At 70.5% G+C, this 24,891-nt stretch carries 23 protein-coding genes; 12 read left to right on the forward strand and 11 right to left on the reverse strand.

Going from position 1 to position 24,891, the window contains the following annotated elements; all coding sequences use genetic code 11:
* Positions 1–48 precede the first annotated feature (48 nt).
* The 6 genes from TR48_RS09645 to TR48_RS09670 form a co-directional block, all read right to left on the reverse strand.
* A complete protein-coding gene (locus tag TR48_RS09645) occupies positions 49–831 on the reverse strand; it encodes a succinate dehydrogenase iron-sulfur subunit (protein WP_042365550.1) in 783 nt (260 codons plus the stop codon).
* Positions 831–2,585 carry a succinate dehydrogenase flavoprotein subunit gene (sdhA, locus tag TR48_RS09650; RefSeq protein WP_042365551.1) on the reverse strand — a complete coding sequence of 585 codons (1,755 nt, stop codon included), beginning with the start codon at positions 2,583–2,585 and terminating at the stop codon, positions 831–833. Before sdhA ends, TR48_RS09645 begins: the two co-directional genes overlap by 1 nt.
* Before the next feature lie 31 nt (positions 2,586–2,616).
* On the reverse strand, positions 2,617–3,087 hold the full coding sequence (locus tag TR48_RS09655; RefSeq protein WP_042365553.1) for a succinate dehydrogenase hydrophobic membrane anchor subunit: 471 nt from the start codon (positions 3,085–3,087) through the stop codon (positions 2,617–2,619).
* A gap of 14 nt (positions 3,088–3,101) precedes the next feature.
* A complete protein-coding gene (sdhC, locus tag TR48_RS09660; RefSeq protein ID WP_042365554.1) occupies positions 3,102–3,479 on the reverse strand; it encodes a succinate dehydrogenase, cytochrome b556 subunit in 378 nt (125 codons plus the stop codon).
* Between the two features lie 304 nt (positions 3,480–3,783).
* The gene (locus tag TR48_RS09665) at positions 3,784–4,383 is read right to left on the reverse strand and encodes a 2-oxo-4-hydroxy-4-carboxy-5-ureidoimidazoline decarboxylase (RefSeq protein WP_439654457.1); all 600 of its coding nucleotides are present in this window, start codon (positions 4,381–4,383) and stop codon (positions 3,784–3,786) included.
* Between the two features lie 238 nt (positions 4,384–4,621).
* The gene (locus tag TR48_RS09670; RefSeq protein WP_042365555.1) at positions 4,622–5,368 is read right to left on the reverse strand and encodes an SDR family NAD(P)-dependent oxidoreductase; all 747 of its coding nucleotides are present in this window, start codon (positions 5,366–5,368) and stop codon (positions 4,622–4,624) included.
* A 150-nt stretch (positions 5,369–5,518) separates the two neighbouring features.
* Between TR48_RS09670 and TR48_RS09675 the strand changes: the two genes are divergently transcribed.
* The 8 genes from TR48_RS09675 (at position 5,519) to TR48_RS09710 (ending at position 16,327) form a co-directional block, all read left to right on the forward strand.
* Positions 5,519–7,102, forward strand: coding sequence for an acyl-CoA mutase large subunit family protein (locus TR48_RS09675; RefSeq protein ID WP_042365557.1), 1,584 nt, complete (start codon positions 5,519–5,521; stop codon positions 7,100–7,102).
* A gap of 185 nt (positions 7,103–7,287) precedes the next feature.
* Positions 7,288–8,532 carry an amidohydrolase gene (locus TR48_RS09680; RefSeq protein ID WP_084729096.1) on the forward strand — a complete coding sequence of 415 codons (1,245 nt, stop codon included), beginning with the start codon at positions 7,288–7,290 and terminating at the stop codon, positions 8,530–8,532.
* 366 nt (positions 8,533–8,898) lie between these two features.
* Positions 8,899–9,990, forward strand: a complete 1,092-nt coding sequence (locus tag TR48_RS09685) for a BMP family lipoprotein (protein ID WP_042365560.1) — start codon at positions 8,899–8,901, stop codon at positions 9,988–9,990.
* A gap of 152 nt (positions 9,991–10,142) precedes the next feature.
* Positions 10,143–11,780, forward strand: a complete 1,638-nt coding sequence (locus tag TR48_RS09690; RefSeq protein WP_084729098.1) for an ABC transporter ATP-binding protein — start codon at positions 10,143–10,145, stop codon at positions 11,778–11,780.
* Positions 11,777–13,138 (forward strand): ABC transporter permease, encoded by a 1,362-nt coding sequence (locus tag TR48_RS09695; protein WP_063770952.1) that lies wholly within the window; start codon positions 11,777–11,779, stop codon positions 13,136–13,138. The genes TR48_RS09690 and TR48_RS09695 overlap by 4 nt, the downstream gene beginning before the upstream one ends.
* Positions 13,135–14,442, forward strand: a complete 1,308-nt coding sequence (locus TR48_RS09700; RefSeq protein WP_052442530.1) for an ABC transporter permease — start codon at positions 13,135–13,137, stop codon at positions 14,440–14,442. Before TR48_RS09695 ends, TR48_RS09700 begins: the two co-directional genes overlap by 4 nt.
* Before the next feature lie 16 nt (positions 14,443–14,458).
* The gene (locus TR48_RS09705) at positions 14,459–14,842 is read left to right on the forward strand and encodes a cytidine deaminase (protein ID WP_042365609.1); all 384 of its coding nucleotides are present in this window, start codon (positions 14,459–14,461) and stop codon (positions 14,840–14,842) included.
* 201 nt (positions 14,843–15,043) lie between these two features.
* Positions 15,044–16,327 (forward strand): thymidine phosphorylase, encoded by a 1,284-nt coding sequence (locus TR48_RS09710; protein WP_042365561.1) that lies wholly within the window; start codon positions 15,044–15,046, stop codon positions 16,325–16,327.
* 18 nt (positions 16,328–16,345) lie between these two features.
* On the opposite strand, the gene TR48_RS09715 is transcribed toward TR48_RS09710, so the two are convergent.
* The 3 genes from TR48_RS09715 to TR48_RS09725 form a co-directional block, all read right to left on the reverse strand.
* Complete coding sequence (locus tag TR48_RS09715; protein ID WP_042365562.1) at positions 16,346–16,903, reverse strand: Uma2 family endonuclease; 558 nt, start codon at positions 16,901–16,903, stop codon at positions 16,346–16,348.
* A gap of 25 nt (positions 16,904–16,928) precedes the next feature.
* Positions 16,929–18,125 carry a phosphodiester glycosidase family protein gene (locus tag TR48_RS09720; protein WP_042365563.1) on the reverse strand — a complete coding sequence of 399 codons (1,197 nt, stop codon included), beginning with the start codon at positions 18,123–18,125 and terminating at the stop codon, positions 16,929–16,931.
* A gap of 79 nt (positions 18,126–18,204) precedes the next feature.
* Positions 18,205–19,473: an MFS transporter gene (locus TR48_RS09725; protein ID WP_042365564.1), complete on the reverse strand. Its 1,269-nt coding sequence runs from the start codon at positions 19,471–19,473 to the stop codon at positions 18,205–18,207.
* Positions 19,474–19,536: 63 nt separating this feature from the next.
* Here TR48_RS09725 and TR48_RS09730 point away from each other — a divergent pair, with 63 nt between their 5' ends.
* From TR48_RS09730 to TR48_RS09745, 4 genes are all read left to right on the forward strand, one after another.
* Positions 19,537–20,505 (forward strand): LysR family transcriptional regulator, encoded by a 969-nt coding sequence (locus TR48_RS09730; RefSeq protein ID WP_084729102.1) that lies wholly within the window; start codon positions 19,537–19,539, stop codon positions 20,503–20,505.
* Positions 20,506–20,604: 99 nt separating this feature from the next.
* Positions 20,605–21,951 (forward strand): methyltransferase, encoded by a 1,347-nt coding sequence (locus tag TR48_RS44925; protein ID WP_236652082.1) that lies wholly within the window; start codon positions 20,605–20,607, stop codon positions 21,949–21,951.
* A 102-nt stretch (positions 21,952–22,053) separates the two neighbouring features.
* Positions 22,054–23,190 (forward strand): adenosine deaminase, encoded by a 1,137-nt coding sequence (locus TR48_RS09740; RefSeq protein ID WP_042365565.1) that lies wholly within the window; start codon positions 22,054–22,056, stop codon positions 23,188–23,190.
* Positions 23,191–23,354: 164 nt separating this feature from the next.
* Entirely contained in the window at positions 23,355–23,765 is a 411-nt protein-coding gene (locus tag TR48_RS09745; protein ID WP_042365566.1) for a hypothetical protein, read from the forward strand.
* Between the two features lie 72 nt (positions 23,766–23,837).
* Here the strand turns inward: TR48_RS09745 and TR48_RS09750 are convergent, their stop codons facing one another.
* Both TR48_RS09750 and TR48_RS38715 read right to left on the reverse strand, forming a co-directional pair.
* Positions 23,838–24,029 (reverse strand): PspC domain-containing protein, encoded by a 192-nt coding sequence (locus tag TR48_RS09750; RefSeq protein WP_042365567.1) that lies wholly within the window; start codon positions 24,027–24,029, stop codon positions 23,838–23,840.
* 61 nt (positions 24,030–24,090) lie between these two features.
* Positions 24,091–24,768 carry a VanZ family protein gene (locus tag TR48_RS38715; protein ID WP_052442531.1) on the reverse strand — a complete coding sequence of 226 codons (678 nt, stop codon included), beginning with the start codon at positions 24,766–24,768 and terminating at the stop codon, positions 24,091–24,093.
* Between the last annotated feature and the right edge of the window lie 123 nt (positions 24,769–24,891).

Below are 24,891 nucleotides of genomic sequence, written 5' to 3' on the forward strand. Positions count from 1 at the left end.
CCCGGCCCCCACGTGGGGGCCGGGCCTTCCGGCGTCAGGAGCCCGGGATCAGTAGCGACGCGTCAGCAGCGCGCGCTTCACTTCCTGGATCGCCTTGGTCACCTCGATGCCACGCGGGCACGCGTCGGTGCAGTTGAAGGTGGTGCGGCAGCGCCACACGCCCTCACGGTCGTTCAGGATCTCCAGCCGCTGCTCCGCGCCCTCGTCCCGCGAGTCGAAGATGAAGCGGTGGGCGTTCACGATCGCGGCCGGACCGAAGTACTGGCCGTCGTTCCAGAACACCGGGCAGGAGGAGGTGCAGGCGGCGCAGAGGATGCACTTGGTGGTGTCCTCGAAGCGCTGGACGTCCTCCTCCGACTGGATCCGCTCCCGCGTCGGCGCGTTGCCCTTGGTGATCAGGAAGGGCATCACGTCGCGGTACGCCTGGAAGAACGGGTCCATGTCCACGACGAGGTCCTTGAGGACCGTCATGCCCTTGATGGCCTCGATCGTGATCGGCTTCTCGGGGTTCACGTCCTTGATGAGGGTCTTGCAGGCAAGACGGTTCTTGCCGTTGATCCGCATCGCGTCGGAGCCGCAGACGCCGTGGGCGCAGGAGCGACGGTAGGTGAGCGTGCCGTCCTGCTCCCACTTGACCCGGTTGATCGCGTCCAGGACGCGCTCCTTCGGGTCCACCGTGAGCTGGTAGTCGACCCACACCGCGTCCGGGTGCTCCTCCGGGTTGAACCGGCGGATCCGGAGCGTGATGGTGATCAGCTCGACCTTGCCCGACTCGGCGGCGTCCAGTGCGGCCGAGTGCGCGGCGGTTTCCTCGATGGTGGGGGTGCTCATCAGTACTTACGCTCCATCGGCTGGTAGCGGGTGACCACGACCGGCTTGTAGTCCAGACGCACGGTCGTGTCGCCGTTCGCGTCGACCTCGCGGTACGCCATGGTGTGGCGCATGAAGTTGACGTCGTCGCGGTTCGGGTAGTCCTCGCGGAAGTGACCGCCGCGCGACTCCTTACGGGCGAGGGCGGAGACCGCGGTGACCTCGGCCAGGTCGAGCAGGTTGCCCAGCTCGACGGCCTCCAGCAGGTCGGTGTTGTAGCGCTTGCCCTTGTCCATCACCGAGATGTTCTTGTAGCGCTCCTTCAGCTCGGCGATGTCGGCCACCGCCTGCTTCAGGGTCTCCTCGGTGCGGTACACGGACACGTTGGTGTCCATGGACTGCTGCAGCGCCTCACGGATCTCGCCGACCCGCTCGGTGCCGTTCGAGGTGCGGATGGTCTCCAGCATCTCGACGACCTTTGCGGCCGGGTTCTCCGGGAGCTCGACGAAGTCGGCGGTCTCGGCGTACTTCGCGGCGGCGATGCCGGCGCGGCGGCCGAAGACGTTGATGTCGAGCAGCGAGTTGGTGCCCAGACGGTTGGCGCCGTGGACCGACACGCAGGCGACCTCGCCGGCGGCGTACAGACCCGGGACGACGGTCTCGTTGTCCAGCAGGACCTCGGACTCGTTGTTCGTCGGGATGCCGCCCATGGCGTAGTGCGCGGTGGGCTGGATCGGGATCGGGTCCGTGTAGGGCTCGATGCCGAGGTAGGTGCGCGCGAACTCGGTGATGTCCGGCAGCTTGGCGTCCAACTGCTCCGGCGGCAGGTGGGTCAGGTCCAGGTAGACGTGGTCGCCGTTGAGCCCGCAGCCGCGGCCGGCCCGGATCTCCGAGTAGATGGCGCGGGAGACGACGTCACGGGACGCGAGGTCCTTCATGACCGGCGCGTAACGCTCCATGAAGCGCTCGCCGTCCTTGTTGCGAAGGATGCCGCCCTCGCCGCGGGCGCCCTCGGTGAGCAGGATGCCCATGCGCCAGATGCCCGTCGGGTGGAACTGGAAGAACTCCATGTCCTCCAGCGGCAGGCCCCGGCGGAACGCGGCGGCCTGGCCGTCACCGGTCAGGGTGTGCGCGTTCGAGGTCACCTTGAAGAACTTGCCGTTGCCGCCCGAGGCGAAGATGACGGACTTCGCCTGGAAGACGTGCACCTCGCCGGTGGCCAGCTCGTAGGAGACGACGCCGGCGACCTTCTTGACGCCGTCGACCTCGGCGAGCAGCAGGTCCAGGACGTAGTACTCGTTGAAGAACTCGACACCCTCCTTGACGCAGTTCTGGTACAGCGTCTGGAGGATCATGTGGCCGGTGCGGTCCGCGGCGTAGCAGGAGCGGCGCACCGCCGCCTCGCCGTGGTTGCGGGTGTGGCCGCCGAAGCGGCGCTGGTCGATCTTGCCCTCGGGCGTCCGGTTGAAGGGCAGACCCATCTTCTCCAGGTCGAGGACGGCGTCGATCGCCTCCTTGGCCAGGATCTCGGCGGCGTCCTGGTCGACCAGGTAGTCACCGCCCTTGACGGTGTCGAAGGTGTGCCACTCCCAGTTGTCGTCCTCGACGTTGGCGAGGGCGGCGGCCATGCCGCCCTGGGCCGCGCCGGTGTGGGAGCGGGTCGGGTAGAGCTTGGTCAGGACCGCGGTGCGGCTGCGCTTCGTGGCCTCGACGGCGGCGCGCATGCCCGCGCCGCCGGCGCCGACGATGACGGTGTCGTACTGGTGAATCTTCATGGTCTCTTCGCTGCCTCGTCGTCCGTCCGCGTCAGCTGATGTTCGGGTCGAAGGTGAAGATCACCAGGGTGCCCAGGGCCACGGTGAAGACCGTGGCGGCCACCAGAAGGACCTTCAGCCAGAAGCGGGTGTTCGGGCGCTCGGCGTAGTCGTTGATCACGGTGCGCATGCCGTTGGCGCCGTGGAGCATCGCCAGCCACAGCATCAGCAGGTCCCAGACCTGCCAGAACGGCGAGGCCCAGCGGCCGGCCACGAACGCGAAGGAGATCTTCGAGACGCCGCCGTCCAGCACCAGCTGGATGATGAGGTGGCCGAGGACCAGGAAGACCAGCACGATGCCGGACAGGCGCATGAACAGCCACGCCAGCATCTCGAAGTTGGTCCGGCTGCGGCGGCCAGAGGTGGTCTTGGTGCGCTTGCGCGGCGGTTCGATGAGGAACGCCGTCGCGTCGGTCGGAGTCGAGTCAGTGAGCTCGACGTTGCCGATGGAGTCGGTAGCCATCTGTTATCTCACCCTCACCCGAAGAGCCACTGGAGGGTCTCCTGCAGGACGGGGTAGAACGCCCCGGCCATCAGCAGGACCCAGACGGTCACGACGGTCCACAGCATCTGACGCTGGTACTTCGGCCCCTTGGCCCAGAAGTCCACCGCGATGACCCGAAGACCGTTCAGCGCGTGGAAGAGGATGGCGGCCGTCAGGCCGTACTCCATCAGGTTGACGAGCGGCGTCTTGTACGTCGCGATCACGCTGTTGTAGGCCTGCGGCGAGACGCGGACCAATGCGGTGTCGAGGACGTGGGCGAACAGGAAGAAGAAGATGAGGACGCCGGTGACTCGATGAGCCACCCACGACCACATGCCTTCCCGGCCGCGGTACAGCGTTCCAGCCGGCACGGAAGAACCCTCCGGGAGCGGGGCGGGGGTCGCCCGATCAGCTCGGCGGCATCGTCGTCGGTGTCGGTCGGCCCGGCCGGATACGGTCCACCGGCCGCGGCCATCGTAGCCAGGCCGGAGGCCCGCGGGCCTGTCGGGGCCCCTGCGGCGGGCCGAGATCCACTCAGATGATCTGCCCGTAACCGGCTCGTGACCCGCCGGAAGGGGCCTTGATCCCGGGTTTTCCCAGGGAACGCCCATGGCTTCCCTGGTGCGGCGTCAAAGCGGGAGGTCGGCGGATGTGGGCGATCTCACCTTCGTGATCTCACGAAGACGCCGAGGCGTGAGACGAGACCAGGTGGGTCAGCCGGCTGAGGGTGATCCGCCGCAGCTGCTCCGCGGTGGTGCTGCGCTCCTCGTCCGGATCGCTGCCGAGCCGTGCGCGGATGCTGGCGAGCACCGTGTCCAGCATCTCCTCCGGCGGGCACTCGTCCAGGCAGACCACGAACACGTGCCCGAAGCGCGCCTCGTACGCGGCGTGGGCGGCCCGCAGCGCGGTGTGCGCTGCGGCGCTGCCCGGCGCGCGCATGCCCAGCAGGGGCTGGGGCATGCAGCTCTCGTCGGCGAGCGCCTCCGAGAGGTCGCGGTGCGACATGTCGTACGAGGCCTCGCTCGCGGCGGCCAGCAGCGAGTCCACGTCCGGGTACGGACGGTGGGCGGTCATCCTTATCGCCCAGCGCCGGCTCCCGCAGCAGGCCAGCAACGCCTCCTCGGCGGCACCGGGTGCCGCGTCGTTGAGACGGGACAGCCCCGGTACGGGCGACTGCGGTGCGGACGGCGGCGGGATCTGCGACCTGGCCAGCGGGTCCTCCTCGAACGGGTTGGAGCCCTTGAGGTTAAGGGGTGCGACCGACTTCGTCGGCACTACAGGGGACGCCAGAAGCGGCGCCACAACGGCACCGGACACCAGGATTCACTCGTACGGGGTATTAAGTCGAGCCCCTGAGGCCCGAATTATGAGACGGCGTCAGCCCGATGAACGGCGATGCCCGACAGGGGCGCGAGGCTCTGCGCGGCCAGCCACCGGCATGCGGATGGCCCCGCGCGTTCGGGGCCCTGCCTGCGTGGGTGGCTTGTCGCGCAGTTCCCCGCGCCACTGACGGCTAGCGCCGGTGGACCTTGTGCTGCGCGGCCTGGGCGCGGGGGCGGACGACGAGGAGGTCGATGTTGACGTGCGGGGGACGCGTCACCGCCCAGATGATGGTGTCCGCGACGTCCTCCGCGGTGAGGGGGTCCGGGACGCCCGCGTAAATGGACTCGGCCTTCGCGGCGTCGCCGCGGAAGCGGGTGAGGGCGAACTCGTCCGTCTTCACCATGCCGGGCGCGACCTCGATGACCCGGATCGGCTCCCCGACCAGCTCCAGCCGCAGCGTCCCCGCGATGGCGTGCGCTCCCGCCTTCGCCGCGACGTAGCCGCCGCCGCCCTCGTACGCCGCGAACGCCGCCGTCGAGGAGAGGACCAGGACGGTGCCGTCGCCGGACGCGCGCAGCGCGGGCAGGAACGCCTGGGTCGCGTGCAGCACGCCCAGCACGTTGACCTGGTACATCCGCAGCCAGTCCGTCGGGTCGCCGGTCTCCACCGACTCCGCGCCGATCGCCCCGCCGGCGTTGTTGACCAGGACGTCCACCCGATCCAGGGTCGCCGCGAACGCGTCCACCGCCGCGCGGTCGGTGACGTCGACGGCGTGGACGCTGGCCGCGTCGCCGATCTCCTTGGCCAGCGCCTCCAGGCGCTCCGCCCGACGCGCGACCAGGGCGACCCGGTAGCCGGCCGCCGCGAGGCCCCGCGCCGTCGCCGCTCCGATGCCACTGCTCGCGCCCGTCACGACCGCGACCTTCTGGACTGTCATGTGACCTGTTCCTCCAATGGCGTTGTGTCTTGTGAGCAAGCTCCCAGAGGATGCGACTATTCCTCTCCCGCGCGCATCATTACCGTACGTAGCGGATTGGACGTTAATCGCCGCTGACTTCCTCGTCTTCACCCGTCGCGGAGGACCCCCATGGCCCGCCTGTCCGAGTCAGGACTGCCCATCGAGCCCGTCTACGGGCCGGCCTCCCAGGAAGGCTGGGATCCGGCCGTCAAGCTCGGCGAACCGGGGCGGTACCCGTTCACCCGCGGCGTCTATCCGACGATGTACACGGGCAAGCCGTGGACCATGCGGCAGTACGCCGGCTTCGGCACCGCCGCCGAGTCGAACGCCCGCTACCAGCAGCTGATCGCCAACGGCACCACGGGCCTCTCCGTCGCCTTCGACCTGCCCACCCAGATGGGCTACGACTCGGACGCGGCGATCGCGCACGGCGAGGTCGGCAAGGTCGGCGTCGCGATCGACTCGGTCGAGGACATGGGCGTGCTGTTCGGCGGGATCCCGCTGGGCGAGGTCTCCACCTCGATGACGATCAACGCGCCGGGCTCGCTGCTGCTCCTGCTCTACCAGCTGGTCGGCGAGGCCCAGGGCGTTCCCCCGGGGAAGCTGACCGGCACCATCCAGAACGACGTGCTCAAGGAGTACATCGCCCGCGGCACCTACATCTTCCCGCCGAAGCCCTCGCTCCGCCTGATCGCGGACATCTTCAAGTACTGCAGGGCCGAGATCCCGCGCTGGAACACCATCTCCATCTCCGGCTACCACATGGCCGAGGCCGGGGCGACGCCCGCGCAGGAGATCGCCTTCACCCTGGCCAACGGCATCGAGTACGTGCGCACCGCGCTGGCCGCCGGCATGGACGTCGACGACTTCGCGCCGCGCCTGTCCTTCTTCTTCGTCTCGCGCACCACGCTGCTGGAGGAGGTGGCCAAGTTCCGCGCCGCCCGGCGGATCTGGGCGCGGGTCATGAAGGAGGAGTTCCGGGCGGAGAACCCCAAGTCCATGATGCTGCGCTTCCACACCCAGACCGCGGGCGTGCAGCTGACGGCCCAGCAGCCCGAGGTCAATCTGGTCCGCGTCTCCGTGCAGGCCCTCGCGGCGGTGCTGGGCGGCACCCAGTCGCTGCACACCAACAGCTTCGACGAGGCCATCGCGCTGCCGACGGAGAAATCCGCACGCCTGGCTCTGCGCACGCAGCAGGTGCTGGCGTACGAGACCGACGTGACCGCGACGGTCGACCCGTTCGCCGGCTCCTACGTCGTCGAGCGGCTGACCGACGAGGTCGAGGCCGCGGCGCTGGAGCTGATGGCCAAGCTGGAGGAGATGGGCGGCGCCGTCGCCGGCATCGAGCGCGGCTACCAGAAGTCCGAGATCGAGCGCAGCGCCTACCGGATCGCCCTGCAGACGGACTCCGGCGAGCGGACCGTCGTCGGCGTCAACCGCTTCCAGTTGGACGAGGAGGAGCCGTACGAGCCGCTCCGCGTCGACCCGGCGATCGAGCGGCAGCAGGCGGAGCGCCTCAGGAGGCTCCGGGCGGACCGCGACAGCGCGGCGGTGGACCGCGCGCTGTCCGCGCTCCGGCGCGCGGCGGAGACCTCGGGGGAGAACGTGCTGTACCCGATGAAGGAGGCGCTGGCCGCGCGTGCGACGGTGGGCGAGACCTGCGACGCGCTGCGGGAGGTCTGGGGCGCCTACGTCCCGGTCGACAGCTTCTGAGACCTCGGCACCTGCTCGGCAACCTGACCGGCGCCTGGCCGGCGCATGAGACGATGGCAACGTCCGGCCCGCTCGCTCGTTGATCTCTTCAACGATGCAGTGCGGGAGGCAGCATGAAAGAGGTTCCCTACCCCGTCCGGGGCGGATCATGCGCCGAGCGGGCGACAAACTTCTCGTCCGGCGGTATGAATTTCGGTGATCCCCTGCCCCAACCGCCCCAGGGCCGTAGCCTTGTGGAGGTGAACCAGTGGAATGAGCTGCGGTCCCGCGTCGACGCCCTCCAGCCCGAGCTGATCGCCTTCCGGCGCGACCTCCACATGCACCCCGAGCTGGGTCGGCAGGAAGTGCGCACGACCGCGCTCATCAAGGCCCGTCTCGAGCAGGCCGGCCTCGCGCCGCGCGTGCTGCCCGGGGGCACGGGCCTGTTGTGCGACATCGTCCCGGCGGGGCTCTCCGCCGAGCGGGGCGTGTGGGGCTTCCGGGCCGACATCGACGCGCTGCCGATCGAGGACGCCAAGCCGCTCGACGTCCCCTACCGCTCGACCGTGCCGGGCTGCTGCCACGCCTGCGGCCACGACGTGCACACCACCGTCGTCCTCGGCACCGCGCTGGTCCTGGCCGAGGCCGCCCGCGAGGGCGCGCTGCGGCGTCCGGTGCGGCTGGTCTTCCAGCCCGCCGAGGAGCAGATGCCCGGCGGGGCGCTGGACGTGATCAAGGCGGGCGTGCTGTCCGGCCTGGAGCGGATCTTCGCGGTGCACTGCGACCCGCGGGTCGAGGTCGGGAAGATCGGGCTGAAGGTCGGGGCGATCACCTCCGCCTGCGACCTGCTCAAGCTGAACCTGGACGGCCCCGGCGGCCACACCGCCCGGCCGCACCTGACGACGGACCTGGTGATGGCCGTGGCCAAGACGGCCACCGAGCTGCCGGCGGCCCTGCAGCGCCGGATGGATCCGCGCTGGGGCGTCAGCCTGGTCTGGGGTCGGATCGAGTCCGGCTCCGCCGCCAACGCGATCCCGCAGCACGCGGAGCTGGAGGGCACGGTCCGCTGCCTGGAGACGGCCGGCTGGCGCGAGGCGCCGGGCGCGATCGACGAGCTGGTCGGGCAGATCGCGGAGACGCACCGGGCCAAGTGGGTGCTGGACTATCGCCGCGGGGTGCCGCCCGTGGTCAACGAGGCGGAGTCGATCGCGCTGCTGGAGCTGGCGATGGCGGAACGGTTCGGCGCGGAGACGGTGGAGTCGACGGAGCAGAGCCTGGGCGGCGAGGACTTCTCCTGGTACCTGCAGGAGGTCCCGGGCGCGCTCGCCCGTCTGGGCGTGCGGTCGCCCGACGAGCAGGGGGTGCGCGACCTGCACCAGGGCACCTTCGACGCGGACGAGCGGGCCATCGGCGTGGGGGTGGAGCTCTTCAGCGCTCTCGCGCTGGGCTGACCGACCGGGCCGAACGGCTGACCGACCGGGCCCGGACCGGCTCACCGGCGGGGCCCGAACCGCCTGGCCGATCGGCCGCACCGAAGCCGACACGCGGACAAACGGCGCCGACCCTCCGGGGCGGCGTCGTTTGGTGTCTCATGGTGGTGACAGGTGTGCGCCGAGCGAGCGAAATCGGAGTGGAATCGTCCGGTTTATCCGGCCCCTTCGGTGCGCTGGCGATGGTAGAAATGCGACGATCTGATAACGGCACCGCAGCCGTAATCCAAAAGTGTTCTACGCGCGTTAACCTCGCATCCAATCGGTTGAGCAAAGCCGCTCCCTGCCCCCGGGCTCTGCGATGTCGGCTCCCATCTGGAGGAATTGATGAACAAGCCCGTTCAGCTGGCAGCGATCGCGACACTGGTCGCACTGACCGCCACGGCCTGTGGATCGAAGCCCGTTTCGACCTCGGGCACGAGCACCAGCTCCGCGAACGCCGCCGGTAGCTACAAGGCCTGCATGGTCACCGACACCGGCGGCCTGGACGACCACTCGTTCAACGCCGAGTCCTGGGCCGGCATGCAGGACGCGCACCACGCCAACTCCAGCATCACCGTCCAGAACGCCACCTCCGCGACGGAGAACGACTACGCCAGCAACATCGCCGGCTTCGTCTCCGCCCAGTGCAACCTGATCGTCACGGTCGGCTTCGCCATGAACGACGCCACCGTCGCGTCGGCCAAGAAGAACCCGAACCAGCACTACGCGATCGTGGACAACACCTCGACCGCGCCGCAGATCAAGGGCCTGGAGTTCAACACCGCGCAGGGCGCCTTCCTCGGCGGTTACTTCGCGGCCGGCATGAGCAAGACCGGTAAGGTCGCCACCTTCGGCGGCGCCAACTACCCGACCGTGACCGTCTACATGGACGGCTTCTGGGAGGGTGTGCAGTACTACAACCAGAAGCACGGCACCCACGTGCAGGTCCTCGGCTGGAACGAGACCACCCAGCAGGGCACCTTCGACCCGACCCAGTCCTTCACCGACCAGGCGGGCGGCAAGCAGATCGCCGCGACCTTCCAGTCCGAGGGCGCGGACATCATCTTCCCGGTCGCCGGCGGCACCGGCATCGGCGCGCTGTCCCAGGCCCAGTCCTCGGGCGGGAAGATGAACGCCATCTGGGTCGACGACGACGGCGTGGTCTCCAACCCGCAGTACGCCTCGGTCATCATGACGTCCGTCACCAAGGGCATCGCCACCGCCGTGAGCACCTCGGTGCAGGACGCGGCCAAGGGCAACTTCTCGGCCACCCCGTTCGTCGGCACCCTCGCCAACAACGGCACCGGCCTGGCGCCGTACCACGAGTTCGCGTCCAAGGTGCCCGCCTCGCTGACCGCCCAGATCGCCGCGGTGAAGCAGCAGATCATCAACGGCACCATCGTCATCAAGTCCAAGAGCCAGCCGACCGCCGGCTGATTTCGGACCGTCCGGGGCGGGCGCGCTGGGGCGCGCCCGCCCACCGGCCTGTCGTCCCCGGTTTTCCCGCCCCGGGTCTGGCAGGCCCCGCCAAGTCCTCGATAGCTTCCGCCGATCGACTCTGATGCCCGGCGTGAGGAGTGTGTTCACAAGTGCGTCTGGAACTTCGCGGCATCACCAAGCGATTCGGTTCGCTGGTCGCCAACGACCACATCGACCTGACGGTCGAACCAGGTGAGGTCCACTGTCTGCTGGGTGAGAACGGTGCCGGCAAGTCCACGCTGATGAACGTCCTGTACGGACTTCACCAGCCCGACGAGGGCGAGATCCTCGTCGACGGCGTCGCCAAGACGATCAGCGGTCCGCGTGACGCGATCGCCAACGGCATCGGCATGGTCCACCAGCACTTCATGCTGGTCCCGGTCTTCACCGTGGCCGAGAACGTCGTCCTCGGCGACGAGGTCGAGCTCGGCGCCAGCCGCGGCCCGCTCGGCCTGCTGGACCGCCGCCGCGCCCGCAAGGACGTGCAGGAGGTGTCCAAGCGCTACGGCCTCCCCGTCAACCCGGACGCCCTGGTCGAGGACCTGCCCGTCGGTGTCCAGCAGCGTGTCGAGATCGTCAAGGCTCTCGTCCGCGACGCCCAGACGCTGATCCTCGACGAGCCGACCGCCGTGCTCACCCCGCAGGAGATCGACGACCTCTTCGTCGTCATGAACTCGCTGCGCGAGGCCGGCAAGTCGATCGTCTTCATCACCCACAAGCTCAAGGAGGTCAAGGCGATCGCCGACCGGATCACCGTGATCCGGCGTGGCGCGGTCGTCGGCGAGGCCTCCCCGACCTCCAGCGAGCAGGAACTGGCCTCGATGATGGTCGGCCGCTCCGTTCAGCTGGTCGTCGACAAGGAGCTGAGCAAGCCCGGCAACGCCTCCTTCCAGGTCGAGAACCTGACCGTGCTCGACGCCAACGGCCAGGCCGCCGTCGACGACGTGTCGTTCACCGTCCACGACGGCGAGATCCTCGGCATCGCGGGCGTCCAGGGCAACGGTCAGTCCGAGCTGGCCGAGGCGATCCTCGGCCTGGTGCCGGCCGCCGCCGGGACGATCTCGCTGGACGGCAAGCAGCTGACCGGCCGGACCCCGCGCCAGGTGCTCGACGCCGGCGTCGGCTTCGTCCCCGAGGACCGCGGCCACGACGGCGTGGTCGGCGAGTTCACCGTGGCCGAGAACCTGGTCCTGGACCTGTACAAGAAGCCGCCCTTCGGGCGCGGCCTCTCGATCAACCTGGACGAGATCGCCAAGAACGCCGACGCGCGCGTCAAGGAGTTCGACATCCGCCCGGCCGCTCCTCAGCACCCGGCGGGCAAGCTCTCCGGCGGCAACGCCCAGAAGGTCGTCGTGGCCCGCGAGCTCTCGCGCCCGCTGCGCCTGCTGGTCGCCTCGCAGCCGACCCGCGGCGTGGACGTCGGCGCCATGGAGTTCATCCACAAGCGCATCGTCGCCGAGCGCGACCAGGGCCGCCCCGTCGTGGTCGTCTCCACCGAGCTCGACGAGGTGCTGGCGCTGGCCGACAAGGTCGCCGTGATGTACCGCGGCAAGATCGTCGCCACGGTTCCGCCGACCACCTCCCGCGACGAGATCGGCCTGCTGATGGCCGGCATCACCGGCAACGGCGACAGCGCCGACGCCGGTAGCGCCGCCGGTGCCGGCGGCGCTACGAGCGTCGAGGGCACCGGGAGCACCACCGAAGCGGCCGACGCCGCCACCACGAACACGGAGGAGGCGGACTCGTGAGCACGCCCGAACCTGAGAAGAACGAGGCTGCCGACGCCGCGAAGTCGGCGACCGCAGCCCCGAAGCCGCAGCCGGACCGGCCGCCCCGCGACTGGGGCGTGATCATCCGCAACGTCTTCACCGCCGAGAACGGCGCGATGGTCACCTTCCTGGCCATCGTGCTCGCGCTCGTGGTCGGCGCCCTCATGATCGTCCTGTCGAGCACCGACACGATGAACAAGCTGGGCTACTTCTTCGCGTCGCCCGGCGACTTCCTCTCCTCGGCCTGGAACGACATCTCCAGCGCCTACTCCTCGCTGTTCAAGGGCGCGATCTTCGACCCGGCGACGATCTCCGGCACGCCGGAGCAGTTCTTCGGTCCGATCTCGAACACCCTCGAGTACGCCACGCCGCTGATCTTCGGTGGTCTGGCGATCTCGGTGGCCTTCCGGGCCGGCATGTTCAACATCGGCGGCCAGGGCCAGCTGATCGTCGGCGCGATCTTCGCCTCGTACGTCGGCTTCTCCTGGACCGCGCTGCCCGGCGTGCTCCACATGATCGTGGCCGTGCTGGCCGGCATCATCGGCGGCATGCTCTACGGCGGCATCGTCGGCTGGCTCAAGGCCAAGCGGGGCGCGCACGAGGTGATCGTGACGATCATGCTCAACTACGTCGCCCTGCTCTTCCTCGGCGGCTGGCTGCTGAACACCTCGGTGTTCCACAACCCGGCCGCCGCCGGCCAGGCCATCTCCAAGCCGGCCGCGCCCAGCGCGGTGCTGCCGCACCTCTTCGGCGACCAGCTCTTCACCGACATCGGCCTGCTCTTCGCGATCGCCGCCACCTTCGCCGTGGCGTGGTTCTTCAAGCGCAGCAAGCTCGGCTTCGAGGTGCGCGCGGTCGGCCTGCGGCCGAGCGCCGCCCGGACCGCCGGCATCAACGTCAGCCGGGTGCAGATCGCCTCCATGCTGATCTCCGGTGCGCTGATGGGTCTGATCGGTGTGACCCAGACCCTCGGTCTGGCCAACCCGAACAACAACTCGCTGAGCCCGAACATCGACGCCGGCCTCGGCTTCAGCGCGATCACCGTCGCGCTGCTGGGCCGCACCAAGCCGTGGGGCGTCGTCGGAGCCTCGCTGCTCTTCGGCGCGCTCCAGGCCGGTGGCGCGCTGATGCAGACGCAGGCGCAGGTCTCGATCGAGATCATCACCGTCATCCAGGCCCTGATCGTCATCTTCGTGGCCGCGCCGCAGCTGGTGAAGGAGATCTTCCACCTGCGGGCCCACAAGATCGACACGGGTAAGGGCGGCGACGAGGTCACCCCGACCGTCGACCCGTTCCACACGACCGAAACCATCAACGTTGCCGGAGGCGAGGAATGAGCACGGCATCCACCGCAACCGGGAACGCCCCTGCGACGAACGTGGCCGCAGTGGCCACGGACACCCGGTCCAAGATGATCAGCGGCGTCGTCATGGCCGTGATCGGCGCCCTGGCACTGTGGGGCTTCGGCCTCAGCTCGCGCGTCAGCAACGATGCGCACACGCTGTTCGGCCTCAAGTACGACCCGAGCCAGACCAGCGGCCTCAGCCCCATCTCGGCGTCCGCCCAACCGGTCGCACTCGCGCTGACCTCGCTGGCCATCCTCTGCGGCCTGGTCCGGGCCTTCGTCCCGATCTCGAAGAAGGTCCAGCTCTGGCTGGACGGGGTCTACTTCGCCAGCCTGGTGGTCGCCTTCCTGGTGTGGGCGGCGGCGGGCTCGTCCGTCGGCCTGAACGTGCCGTCGATCATCGTCCTGACGGCGGCGGGCGCGGTCCCGCTGATCCTCGGCTCGCTGAGCGGCCTGATGTGCGAGCGCTCGGGTGTCGTCAACATCGCGATCGAGGGTCAGTTCCTCTTCGGCGCGTTCGCGGCCGTCATCACCGCGTCCAGCACCGGCTCGCTCTGGGCCGGCGCGATCGCGGGCTGCCTCGGCGGCGCGCTGATGTGCGCCCTGCTGGCCGTCTTCGCCAACCGCTACCTGATCGAGCAGGTCGTCCTCGGCGTCGTGCTCAACCTGCTGGCCTCCGGCGTCACCGGCTTCCTCTACGACCGGGTCATGTCGACCAACGGCGGCACCTACAACCAGGCGACCGGCTTCTCGGCGATCAAGATCCCGGGTCTCTCCTCGATCCCGATCATCGGTGAGCTGTTCAACCAGAACATCATCTTCTACCTGGCCTACATCCTGGTGCCGGTGATGTGGTTCCTGCTCTTCCGCACCCGCTGGGGCCTGCGCACCCGTGCGGTCGGCGAGCACCCGACGGCCGCCGACACCGTCGGCATCAAGGTCATCGGCCTGCGCTACCGCAACGTCATCACCGCCGGCCTGCTCTCCGGTCTCGGCGGCGTCTGGCTGACGCTCGGTCTGGCCAGCGCGTTCGGCAAGGACATGAGCTCCGGCAAGGGCTATATCGCCCTCGCGGCCCTGATCGTCGGCCGCTGGTCCCCGATCGGCGCCTTCGGCGCGGCGATCCTGTTCGGTTTCGCCACCGAGCTGCAGGTGGCACTGTCCTCCCTGAACACGCCGATCCCCGGCGCGTACCTGGCGATGGCCCCCTACCTGGTGACCGTCTTCGTGGTCGCGGCCATGGGCGGCCTGACCCGCCCGCCGGCGGCGTCCGGCAAGCCCTACATCAAGGGCTGAGGCCTTGGACGTCGACATGGACATCGACTGGGACGCGCTGCGTGCCGCGGCCCGGGAGGCGATGGGGCGCGCGTACGCGCCGTACTCCGGCTTCCCGGTCGGCGCGGCGGCGCTGGTCGACGACGGCCGCATCGTCAGCGGCTGCAACGTCGAGAACGCGTCCTACGGCCTCGCGTTGTGCGCGGAGTGCGGACTCGTCTCCGCGCTCCACGCGTCGGGCGGCGGCCGCCTGGTGGCGTTCACCTGCTGTGATCGCAGCGGCGCGCCGCTGATGCCCTGCGGGCGCTGTCGGCAGCTGCTGTGGGAGCACGGCGGTGCGGAGCTGATCGTCGAGTCCGTCTCCGGCATCCGCCCGCTGTCCGAGCTCCTCCCGGACGCCTTCGGACCCGAACGCCTGTAACTGTTCGCTCCCGCGGGTAGTTGCACGTACTCGAGGGGCGCGAGGAACCGCGCGACAAGCCACCCTGGGTGGTGAGTCCCGAGCGAGCAGGGCCAACCGCATGTCGGTGGCTCCTCGCGCGGTTCCTCGCGCCCCTGGAGAGCATCTCGTTGTTACGCGCGTAGAGTTTCCGCATAGTCCTTCCGCACTCTTGGAGTTACCGTGGACGCCATCTCCGTCATCCGCGCGAAGCGCGACCGCGCCGAGCTGACCGATGCTCAGATCGACTGGGTGATCGACGCCTACACCCGCGGCGAGGTCGCCGACGAGCAGATGTCCGCGTTGGCGATGGCGATCCTGCTCAACGGGATGAACCTGCGGGAGATCTCCCGCTGGACCGACGCGATGATCCGGTCCGGCGTGCGGATGGACTTCTCCTCGCTGCCGCTGCCCACCAGCGACAAGCACTCCACCGGCGGCGTCGGAGACAAGATCACGCTGCCGCTCGCGCCGCTCGTCGCGGCCTGCGGCGCGGCCGTGCCGCAGCTCTCCGGCCGAGGGCTCGGCCACACCGGCGGCACGCTGGACAAGCTGGAGTCCATCCCCGGCTGGCGCGCCCTGCTCTCCAACGACGAGATGATGCAGGTGCTGCGCGACACCGGCGCGGTCATCTGCGCGGCCGGCGACGGCCTCGCGCCCGCCGACAAGAAGCTCTACGCGCTGCGCGACGTCACCGGCACCGTCGAGGCGATCCCGCTGATCGCGTCCTCGATCATGTCGAAGAAGATCGCCGAGGGCACCGGCGCGCTGGTCCTGGATGTGAAGGTCGGCTCCGGCGCCTTCATGAAGAACCTCGCCGACGCGCAGGAGCTGGCCCGGACCATGGTCGGCCTCGGCAAGAACGCGGGCGTGAACACCGTCGCCCTGCTGACGGACATGGGCACCCCGCTCGGCCTGACGGCGGGCAACGCGCTCGAGGTCCGGGAGTCCGTCGAGGTCCTCGCCGGCGGCGGCCCGGCCGACGTCGTCGAGCTGACCATCGCGCTCGCGCGCGAGATGCTCGCCGCTGCGGGCGTCACCGGCGGCAAGGACCCGGAGACCGCGCTGCGCGACGGCTCCGCGATGGACCACTGGCGCCGCATGATCGCGTCACAGGGCGGCGACCCGGACGCGGCCCTGCCGGTCGCGCGGGAGCAGCACGTCTTCACCGCCCCGGCGAGCGGCGTGCTCACCGGCCTCGACGCCTACGCCGTAGGCGTCGCCGCCTGGCGTCTCGGCGCGGGCCGCGCGCGCAAGGAGGACCCGGTGCAGGCGGGCGCGGGCGTCGAGATCCACGCCAAGCCCGGCGCCCAGGTCACCGCGGGCCAGCCGCTGCTGACCCTCCACACGGACACCCCGGAGCGCTTCGACTACGCCCTGGAGGCCCTGGCCGCCGCGGACGCGATCACCATCGCCGACGGCGCGGACTTCAAGCCGACCCCGCTGATCCTCGACCGGATCGCCTAGCCACACCCACGGGAGAGGTCACGGCCCGTAGGTCAGCAGGACACTCGTGTCCAGCTGCCACGGGCCGACCTTGATCGCGTCCCCGAACACGAAGCGCTCCCGGCTCGCGTACCTGGGCTGCGCGTGCACGATGCCGGTGCCGTCGCGCGGGTCGACGAGCAGGTAGAGCGGGATGCCCATGGCGGCGTAGTCGCGGACCTTCTCCTCGTAGGCGTTCTCGGGGTTGGACTTCGAGACGACCTCCACGGTGAGCAGAACGTCTGCCGGGGGCACGGACGGCGGGTCCTCCTCCAGGGCGCCTTCCCGGAACACCATGAGGTCGGGGCGCCGTAGCCTGCCGAGCCCCGGATCCTCCAGAGGCGCCCCGGCCTGGACGACGTGCTCGGGATGTGTGTCCGGGAGTTGCTCGTCGAGCTGCCTGGAAAGCCTGAGCACCGCCAGTTCGTGTCGGTGGACCGGCGGCAGCATCATGACGATCCCGCCGTGCGCGATCTCCACACGCCCTGCTCCGGGGATCCGAGGCAACTGGCGGGCGACTTCCCGGAGCTTGGCGTACGTGACGGCGTCAACGCTCATGCACGGAGTGTAACGACGGGTCGTATCACGGGCGGGCGTAGACGGCGACGAAGTCGCGGGCGGAGTAGTCGTAGTAGCGGGTCGGGGCGCGGACGAAGTTGACCAGGTTGTGGGGGACCGGGTCGCGGGGGTCCTTCGTGCCGTCGTAGGAGATGAAGGACGGCCAGCTGAGGTTGATGTCCAGCATCATGGCCGTCACCGCGCCCGCGCGCTGCAGCAGGGTGGCGAGGGACTGGACGGTCAGCAGGCGACCGCCGACGTAGACGATGTCGCCGTTGCGGTCGACGCCGACGCCCGAGCGGGCCACGGAGGGGTAGCCGCCGTCGTCGAAGCCCCAGGTCTCGGCGCCGCCGTTGTAGACGGCACCGGTGATCTCGCCGTCGCGGACCAGGGGGACGAGGCACTGGCGGACGCCGACGACGTCCGGAGCCATCCCCGCGTCCTGGCCCCAGACGCCGACGGTCAGCGAGCCGTCGCGGTGGAAGACCTCCGAGGCCGCGCCGTCGCGGAGGTAGCCGACGGTGCGGCCGTCGAGGTAGAAGCCGCCGTGCGAGTCGCCGTTGGAGACCTTGAAGCCGCCGTTGTAAGCGGCGACCAGGTCGGTGCGCTCCGAGGGGGTGATCGTCGACGGGACGGCCCAGCTGCCGCCCGGCTCGGACACGCCGGGGTGCAGGGCGAAGCGGAGGGCGTGCTGCTTCATCCAGACGATGCCGGCCGGGTACCCGACGTCGTAGGAGTCCGGCCGGACCTGCGCGCTCTGGATGACCGGTTGGCCCTTCTCCCGGACCAGGGCGGTGAAGACGCCCTCGCCGGGCTGGGCCGGGCTGACGAGCGGTCGGACGGGCGCGTGCAGCGGGATCGGCGGCCCTGTCGGCGGCGGCGTGGGCGTGGGCCGCACCGCCGGGCCGAACGGGTTCTCGCGGATGCCGAGGAGGGCCGCGTTGCAGGAGAGCGCCGGGGTCACGCCCTGGTGGGCGTTGTCGACCAGGCTCACCACCGAGCCCAGCCCGTGGCAGCGGCCCCAGCGGGCGAGCTTCGTCGGCGCCCCGCCGGGGCCGGGCTCGTCGAGTGCCGCGTTCACGCACAGGGAGACGGTGAGGGTCACCGCGACGGCACCGCCGAGCGTCGCGCAGACGAGGCGGCGCCGCCGGGAGCGGGCCGTGGTGGTGGGGCCGTTCCCGGCTTCGCCGACTGGATCGCGGGGCTTCCGGCGCGGTCGCATGAGCGGAGGGGTACCCGCCCCGGGCGGCCTCCGGGCGCGGATTCACCCCGAGGGAGCAACGGCGGCTGCGCGACGGCCCCTATGCGCGGGCGGCCAGGGACCGGTGCGCCGAGACGGTGCCCCACGCCGTCACACCGGTGGCCAGCAGCATCGCGGTGAGGGCCACCGCGACCGTCCCGCCCCAGCCGCTGCCGTGGTACGCGCTCGCGCCGACGGCGCCGCCGAGGCTGTTGCCGATGTAGTAGGCCGCCAGGTACAGGGCCGAGGCCTGGGCGCGGCCGTGGGTCGCCGTGCGGCCGACCGCCGCGGAGGCGACGCAGTGGCCGGTGAAGAAGCCCGCGGTGATCAGGACCAGGCCGAGCAGGGTGAGCGGGAGTGAGTCGGGCAGGGTGAGCAGCAGGCCGGCGGCGGTCGTGGTGATCGCCGCGTACAGCGCGCCGCGACGTCCCAGGCGCGCGCCGATCCGCGCACTCGCCGCCGAGGCGACGGTGCCGACGACGTAGACCACGAAGATGGAGGAGGCGAGCGCCTGCGGCAGGTCGAACGGGGCGGCGACCAGGCGGTAGCCGAGGACGGTGTAGACCGCGCCGAAGACCGTCATGAAGAGCAGGCCGAGCGCGAACAGCCGGGCCAGCAGCGGATTGGCGAGGTGACCGGTGACGGTGTGCCAGAGGGCGCGCGGGTTGACCGGGCCGGGCCGGAAGCAGCGGGCGCGGGGGATCAGCACCCGGAAGGCGATCGCGCACAGCAGCGACGCGACGGCCACGGCCGCCAGGCCCGCGCGCCAGCCGTACGCGCCTGCGACGACGCCGGAGAGCAGGCGGCCGCTCATGCCGCCGATGCTGTTGCCCGCCACGTAGAGGCCCATCGCGGAGGGCAGCGCCGAGGGGTGGACCTCCTCGGCGAGGAAGGCCATCGCGGTCGCGGGCAGGCCCGCCAGGGCGACGCCCTGGAGGCCGCGCAGCGCGATCAGGGTGCTCAGGTCGTCGGTGAAGGGCAGGACCAGGGCGATGGCGACGGCCGCGAAGACCGCGACCGACATGATGCGGGTGCGGCCGAAGCGCTCGGACAGGGCGCTGATCGGGATCACCGCGACGGCCAGCCCGATGGAGGCGGCGGAGACGGTCCAGCTGGCCTGGCCGGGTGTCAGCCGCAGGCTCTCGGAGAGGTTCGGCAGCAGCGCCTGGGTGGAGTAGAGCAGCAGGAACGTCGCCAGCCCCGCGCCGAAGAGCGCGAGTTGGGTGCGGCGCAGACCGGGGGAGCCGGGCAGGTGCCGCGGGTCGGACGGCGGGGTCGTGAGGACGGCTGGAGGAGCGGGGAGGCTGGCTGTGGCGGGGTCCGCTGGCATGCTCCAGACGTTAGGACTGTGCAATTGATGCGTCCAATGCATGAGTGAGCCATGATTCATGCTGTGACGTATGAACTGAGCTCGGAGCCGGTGCCCCTCCCCGCGGAGCAGGTGGAGCTGTCGCCCACGTCACTCGCGGCGCGGCTCTCGCCGCTGCTCGCGCAGTTCGCGGCGGTCGCGCGTGGCGAGCACGTGACCCGGGCCGCGGTGGAGCTCGGCATGCCGCAGCCGACGCTGAGCCGGGCGGTGGCCCGGCTGGAGGCGGAGCTGGGCGTGGTGCTGCTCGCACGCGAGGGCCGCACCGTCCGGCTGACCCGGGCCGGGCGGATCTTCCTGGCCTCCACCGAGCGGGCGCTCGCCGAGCTCGAGCGCGGTGCGGACGCGGCGCGTGCGGAGGCCGACCCGACGGGCGGCCGGGTGGCGTTCGGCTTCCTGCACACCATGGGGACGGAGGCGGTGCCGATGCTGCTGCGCGGCTTCCGCGCGCGGTTGCCGCGGGTGCGGTTCCAGCTGGTGCAGAGCTACACCGACGAGATGCTGGCCCGGCTGCGCGAGGGCGAGCTGGACCTGTGTCTGCTCTCGCCGCGGCCCGAGGCGGCGGATCTGACCGCGCGTCGGATGGGCGAGCAACGGCTGCGGCTGGTGGTCTCGGCGGACCACCGGCTCGCCGGGCGCCGCCGGGTGCGGCTGGAGGAGGCGGCTGAGGACCCCTTCGTCGGGCTGGAGCCCGGCTACGGTCTGCGCCGCATCACGGACGCGCTGTGCGCCCAGGCCGGCTTCACGCCGCGGATCTCCTTCGAGGGCGAGGAGGCCGAGACGCTGCGCGGCCTCGTGGCGGCGGGGCTGGGCGTCGCCGTGCTGCCGCCGGCCTCGGTGCCGCGTCCGGACGTGGTGGAGGTGGCCATCTCCTCGCCCGCGGCGCGGCGCGAACTGGCGCTGGTCTGGTCCTCGGTGCGGCCGCTGCCGCCGCCCGCGGTCGCCTTCCGTGACTACGTGCTGTCGGAGAAGGACCGATTGCCGCTGCACGGTTGAATTCAGGTGAATTCAGAGAGAGGTCGGCATTGTCCGGCTTGTGCCCATTACCGGCGAGCGGGACGCTGTTCCTGTACCTCTGAAAGGGGGTTGGTCGGTATGACGTTCATGCAGGTCATTGAATATGAAACCACCGATGAGGACCGAGTCGACCGGCTGATGGACGAGTGGTTGCGGATCACCGAGGGCAAGCGGACCGCACACCACGCCATGTTCGGCAAGGACCGCGAGAAGCCCTCACATTTCATGCAGATCGTCGAGTTCCCCTCCTACGAGGAGGCGATGCGCAACAGCGACCTCCCCGAGACCCGGCACATCGCCGAGGAGATGCGGGAGGCCTGTGTCGGAGAGCCCCGCTTCGTGAACCTCGACGTCACCCGGGACGAGATCGTCGACGAGGACGCGATGGAGTCCCTGATGGGCAGGGTCCTCGTCGACATGGGCGCGGTGACGATCGCGCCGCTGCTCGTGATCGGCGAACGGCTGGGCCTGTTCACGGCGATGGCCGACGGCGCGCCGCTCACCTCCGTCGACCTGGCGACGCGGACCGGTACCCAGGAGCGCAACGTCCGTGAGTGGCTCGCGGCCATGGCCGCCAGCGGCTACGTGACCCTGGACCCGGACGGTCGGTTCCGGCTGAGCCCGGAGCAGATCGTCGTCTTCACCCAGCAGGACAGCCCCTACTACGCGCCGAGCGGGTTCCAGCTCTTCTCGGCGGCCGGCTCGATGGAGACGCGCGACAAGCTGGAGCAGGCCTTCCTCAAGGGCGGTGGTGTCGGCTGGGAGGAGCACCACGCGGAGCTCTTCCCGAACGTCGGCCGCTTCTTCCGTACCGGCTACGCGACCTTCCTGGTGGACCAGTGGCTCCCGGCGCTCGACGGCGTCGTGGAGCGGCTGCGCACTGGCGGCGCCGCCGCGGACGTCGGCTGCGGGCTCGGCTACTCGACGATGATGATGGCCAAGGCCTTCCCGGAGGCGCACTTCGTCGGCTTCGACTACCACCAGCCCTCGATCGACCAGGCCCGCAGGCTGGCCAAGGCGGAGCACCTGGGCAAGCGGGTGGACTTCGAGGTCGCCAGCTCGGCCGACTTCGGCGGCGGCCCCTACGACCTGATCGCCTTCTTCGACTGCCTGCACGACATGGGCGACCCGGTCGGGGCGCTGTCGCACTGCCGGGCGCGGCTGGCGGAGGGCGGCGTTGTCATGCTGGTCGAGCCCAACGCCGCCGACGAGCTTGCGGAGAACATGCACCCGCTCAGCCGGGCCATGTACGGCGCGTCGTCGATTATCTGCGTGCCCGCCTCGCAGGCGCAGCCGGTGGGCCGGGCGATGGGAGCGCAGGCGGGTGAGGCGCGGACCCGCGAGGTCGCGGCGGAAGCCGGCTTCTCGCACTTCCGCAGGGCGGCCGAGACGCCGTTCAACCTCGTCTACGAGCTGAGGAGTTAGTGCCAGAACGCTGCACCGTCCGGGGGCGCGCGCTTGCGGACGGTGCAACTTCCCGCGTCCGGCAGGTGGTACGTCTACGCGCGTAGGAGCTACGATCGGGCAATGGTGACCCACAACCCTCAAACCGTCAGTGCGCTGATCCCCGCCGCGACCTCGGAGCAGATCCGTCGCGCGCCGAAGGTGCTCCTGCACGATCATCTCGACGGTGGACTGCGCCCCGAGACGATCATTGAGCTGGCCGACGCCGTCGGGTACGACGCTCTGCCCGAGCGCGACCCGGTCAAGCTCGGCCAGTGGTTCCGTGACGCCGCCGACTCCGGCTCGCTGGAGCGGTACCTGGAGACCTTCGCGCACACCTGTGCCGTCATGCAGACCCGCGAGGCACTGATCCGCGTCGCCGCCGACTGCGCCGAGGACCTGGCCCGGGACGGCGTCGTCTACGCCGAGGTGCGGTACGCCCCCGAGCAGCACCTGGAGGCCGGGCTGACCCTCGACGAGGTCGTCGAGGCCGTCAACGAGGGATTCCGCCTGGGCGAGCAGCGGGCCCGGGAGAACGGCGACCGGATCAAGATCGGCACCTTGCTCACCGCGATGCGGCACGCCGCCCGCTCCCGTGAGATCGCCGAGCTGGCCAACCGCTACCGCGACCACGGCGTGGTGGGCTTCGACATCGCCGGCGCCGAGGCCGGCTACCCGCCCACCCGGCACCTGGACGCCTTCGAGTACCTCGCGGGCGAGAACAACCACTTCACCATCCACGCCGGTGAGGCCTTCGGTCTGCCCTCCATCTGGGAGGCGATCCAGTGCTGCGGCGCCGACCGCCTCGGTCACGGCGTGCGCATCATCGACGACATCACCGTCAAGGACGACGGGCAGGTCGAGCTCGGCCGACTCGCCGCCTACGTGCGCGACAAGCGCATCCCGCTGGAGATGTGCCCCACCTCCAACCTGCAGACCGGGGCCGCCGACTCCTACGCGGCGCACCCCATCGGCCTGCTGCGCCGGCTCCACTTCCGGGTGACGGTCAACACCGACAATCGTCTGATGAGCGGCACCAGCATGAGCCAGGAGTTCCAGCACCTGGTCGACGCCTTCGGCTACACGCTGGACGACCTGCAGTGGTTCACCGTCAACGCGATGAAGAGCGCCTTCATCCCGTTCGACGAGCGACTGGCCATGATCAATGACGTGATCAAGCCGGGCTACGCCGCGCTGAAGGCGGAGTGGCTCTTCGCCTGAGCCCTCGCGGCCGTCGGTCGCCCGTGCGCCCGTCAACACCCTGAATCCCGGTACGCCGATCGGTGGACCGGGATTTGGGGCGTCCGGGACCTCGTGGATACGTTGGGCGGCCAGTCGAGCACGTGCGGTGATCGCCGGGCTCGCAGGACACGAGGAGACTGCTCATGAAGAAGGCCACCCTGCAGGCGGCCGGTACGGCCGTGCTCGGCGTCGCGGCCGTCACCGCCGTCGCCGGACCTGCCGCGGCGGACCCGCTCGGCGGGCTTCCCCAGACCAGCCCGCTGACCGGCACGGCGTCGTCGCTGACCGCCCCCAGCGGGGGCCTGCACAACCTGACCTCGACCACCCAGGGCGTCATCAACGGCGCCGCCCCGATGGTGCAGAACGCCACGTCCTCGCTGCCGGTCCCGACGCGCGCCGTGCAGTCCCTGACGCCGCAGCAGCGCGACGGGGGCCTGCCCGCCGTGGGCAGCCTCAGCAGCCTGCCCGCCGTCGGGCAGCTCCAGGGCGGGACGGGGCACGCGCTCGACTCGCTGCACCAGAACCTGCCGCTGAACCCGCCGTCCATCAGCTGAGCGGACCGCCGGCTGACGGGGTGTCCGGCGGGCCCGGAGGCGTGCCGGACACCCCGCTCGGACCGGGGAGGATCAGTACTCGGCCGGGAGCAGCAGCCACAGGGCCAGGTATATGAGCACCTGCGGCCCGGGCAGCAGGCAGGAGAGCAGGAAGAGCACGCGGACGGTGAGCGGGCTCAGCCCGAAGCGCCGGGCGATTCCCGCGCAGACACCGCCGATCATGCGGCCGCTGCGGGGGCGGGCGAGAGTGGCGGTCGCGGACATGGGATCACTCCTGTCGATCGGGCCGCCCCCGTGCTCCGGGGCCGGCCGCCGGCTTGATGTCTCAAGCCTCTCGCGCAGGGAGAGCGGCGGCGTCAGTCCCGCCGATGATTCGCACCCTTCCGGGATTCGTGCCCCGGAAGGTCCTGGTCTCAGGGGTGCTCTCAGGGTCGCCCTCAGGGTCGCCCTCAGGGGCGCTCGCCGCGTACGCCGCGTCGCTCCGCCCGAGCTGCACCGCCGCGCGGTGGCGCAGCCAGGCACGGGCCGGGGGGACCACCGCCAGGTGGGTCAGCGCGATCCCGATGCAGGCCAGCAGGATGTCGTCGACGTTGAGCAGCCGTAGTGAGAGCGTGGTCTGCAGCACCTCCAGGCCGGTCGCGACGAGGACGCCCGCCAGCAGGGTGCGCGTGAACGAGAGCAGCAGCGGTGCGTCCCGGCGACCGCCGGCCAGCGGCAGCAGGACCCCCAGCGGCGCCAGCGCGAGCAGGCTGCGCAGCAGCTCCAGGTAGTTCCGCAGAGTGCCGCCGGCCAACTCGGCGCGGACCGAGGCGAACGGCGTGAGGTTGCTGTCGGCGAGCCAGACCGCCGGGGTGCTGCGCAAGGTGGTCCACAGCAGCAGCGTCAGATGGACCGTCAGCAGCAGCAGGCCGAGGCGTCGGGCGCCCGCGTGGACGGCGGGCGTCGCGCCGCCCGATCGGGCGGCGAAGGGACGGGGATCAGCGCTGCTCTCTCCGTGCTGCACGCCAGCAGGGACGCGCGGGGTGGGGCGCGTGGTTGCGTGTGACGTTGTGTGCGCCGTCACGTGCGCGCCCAGCCCGGCGGCCGCTGCCGTCCGCCCCCCGCGCTCCCGCCCGGTAGGGCCTCA

It is taken from the genome of Streptacidiphilus neutrinimicus, from assembly GCF_000787815.1.
Lineage (GTDB): Bacteria > Actinomycetota > Actinomycetes > Streptomycetales > Streptomycetaceae > Streptacidiphilus > Streptacidiphilus neutrinimicus.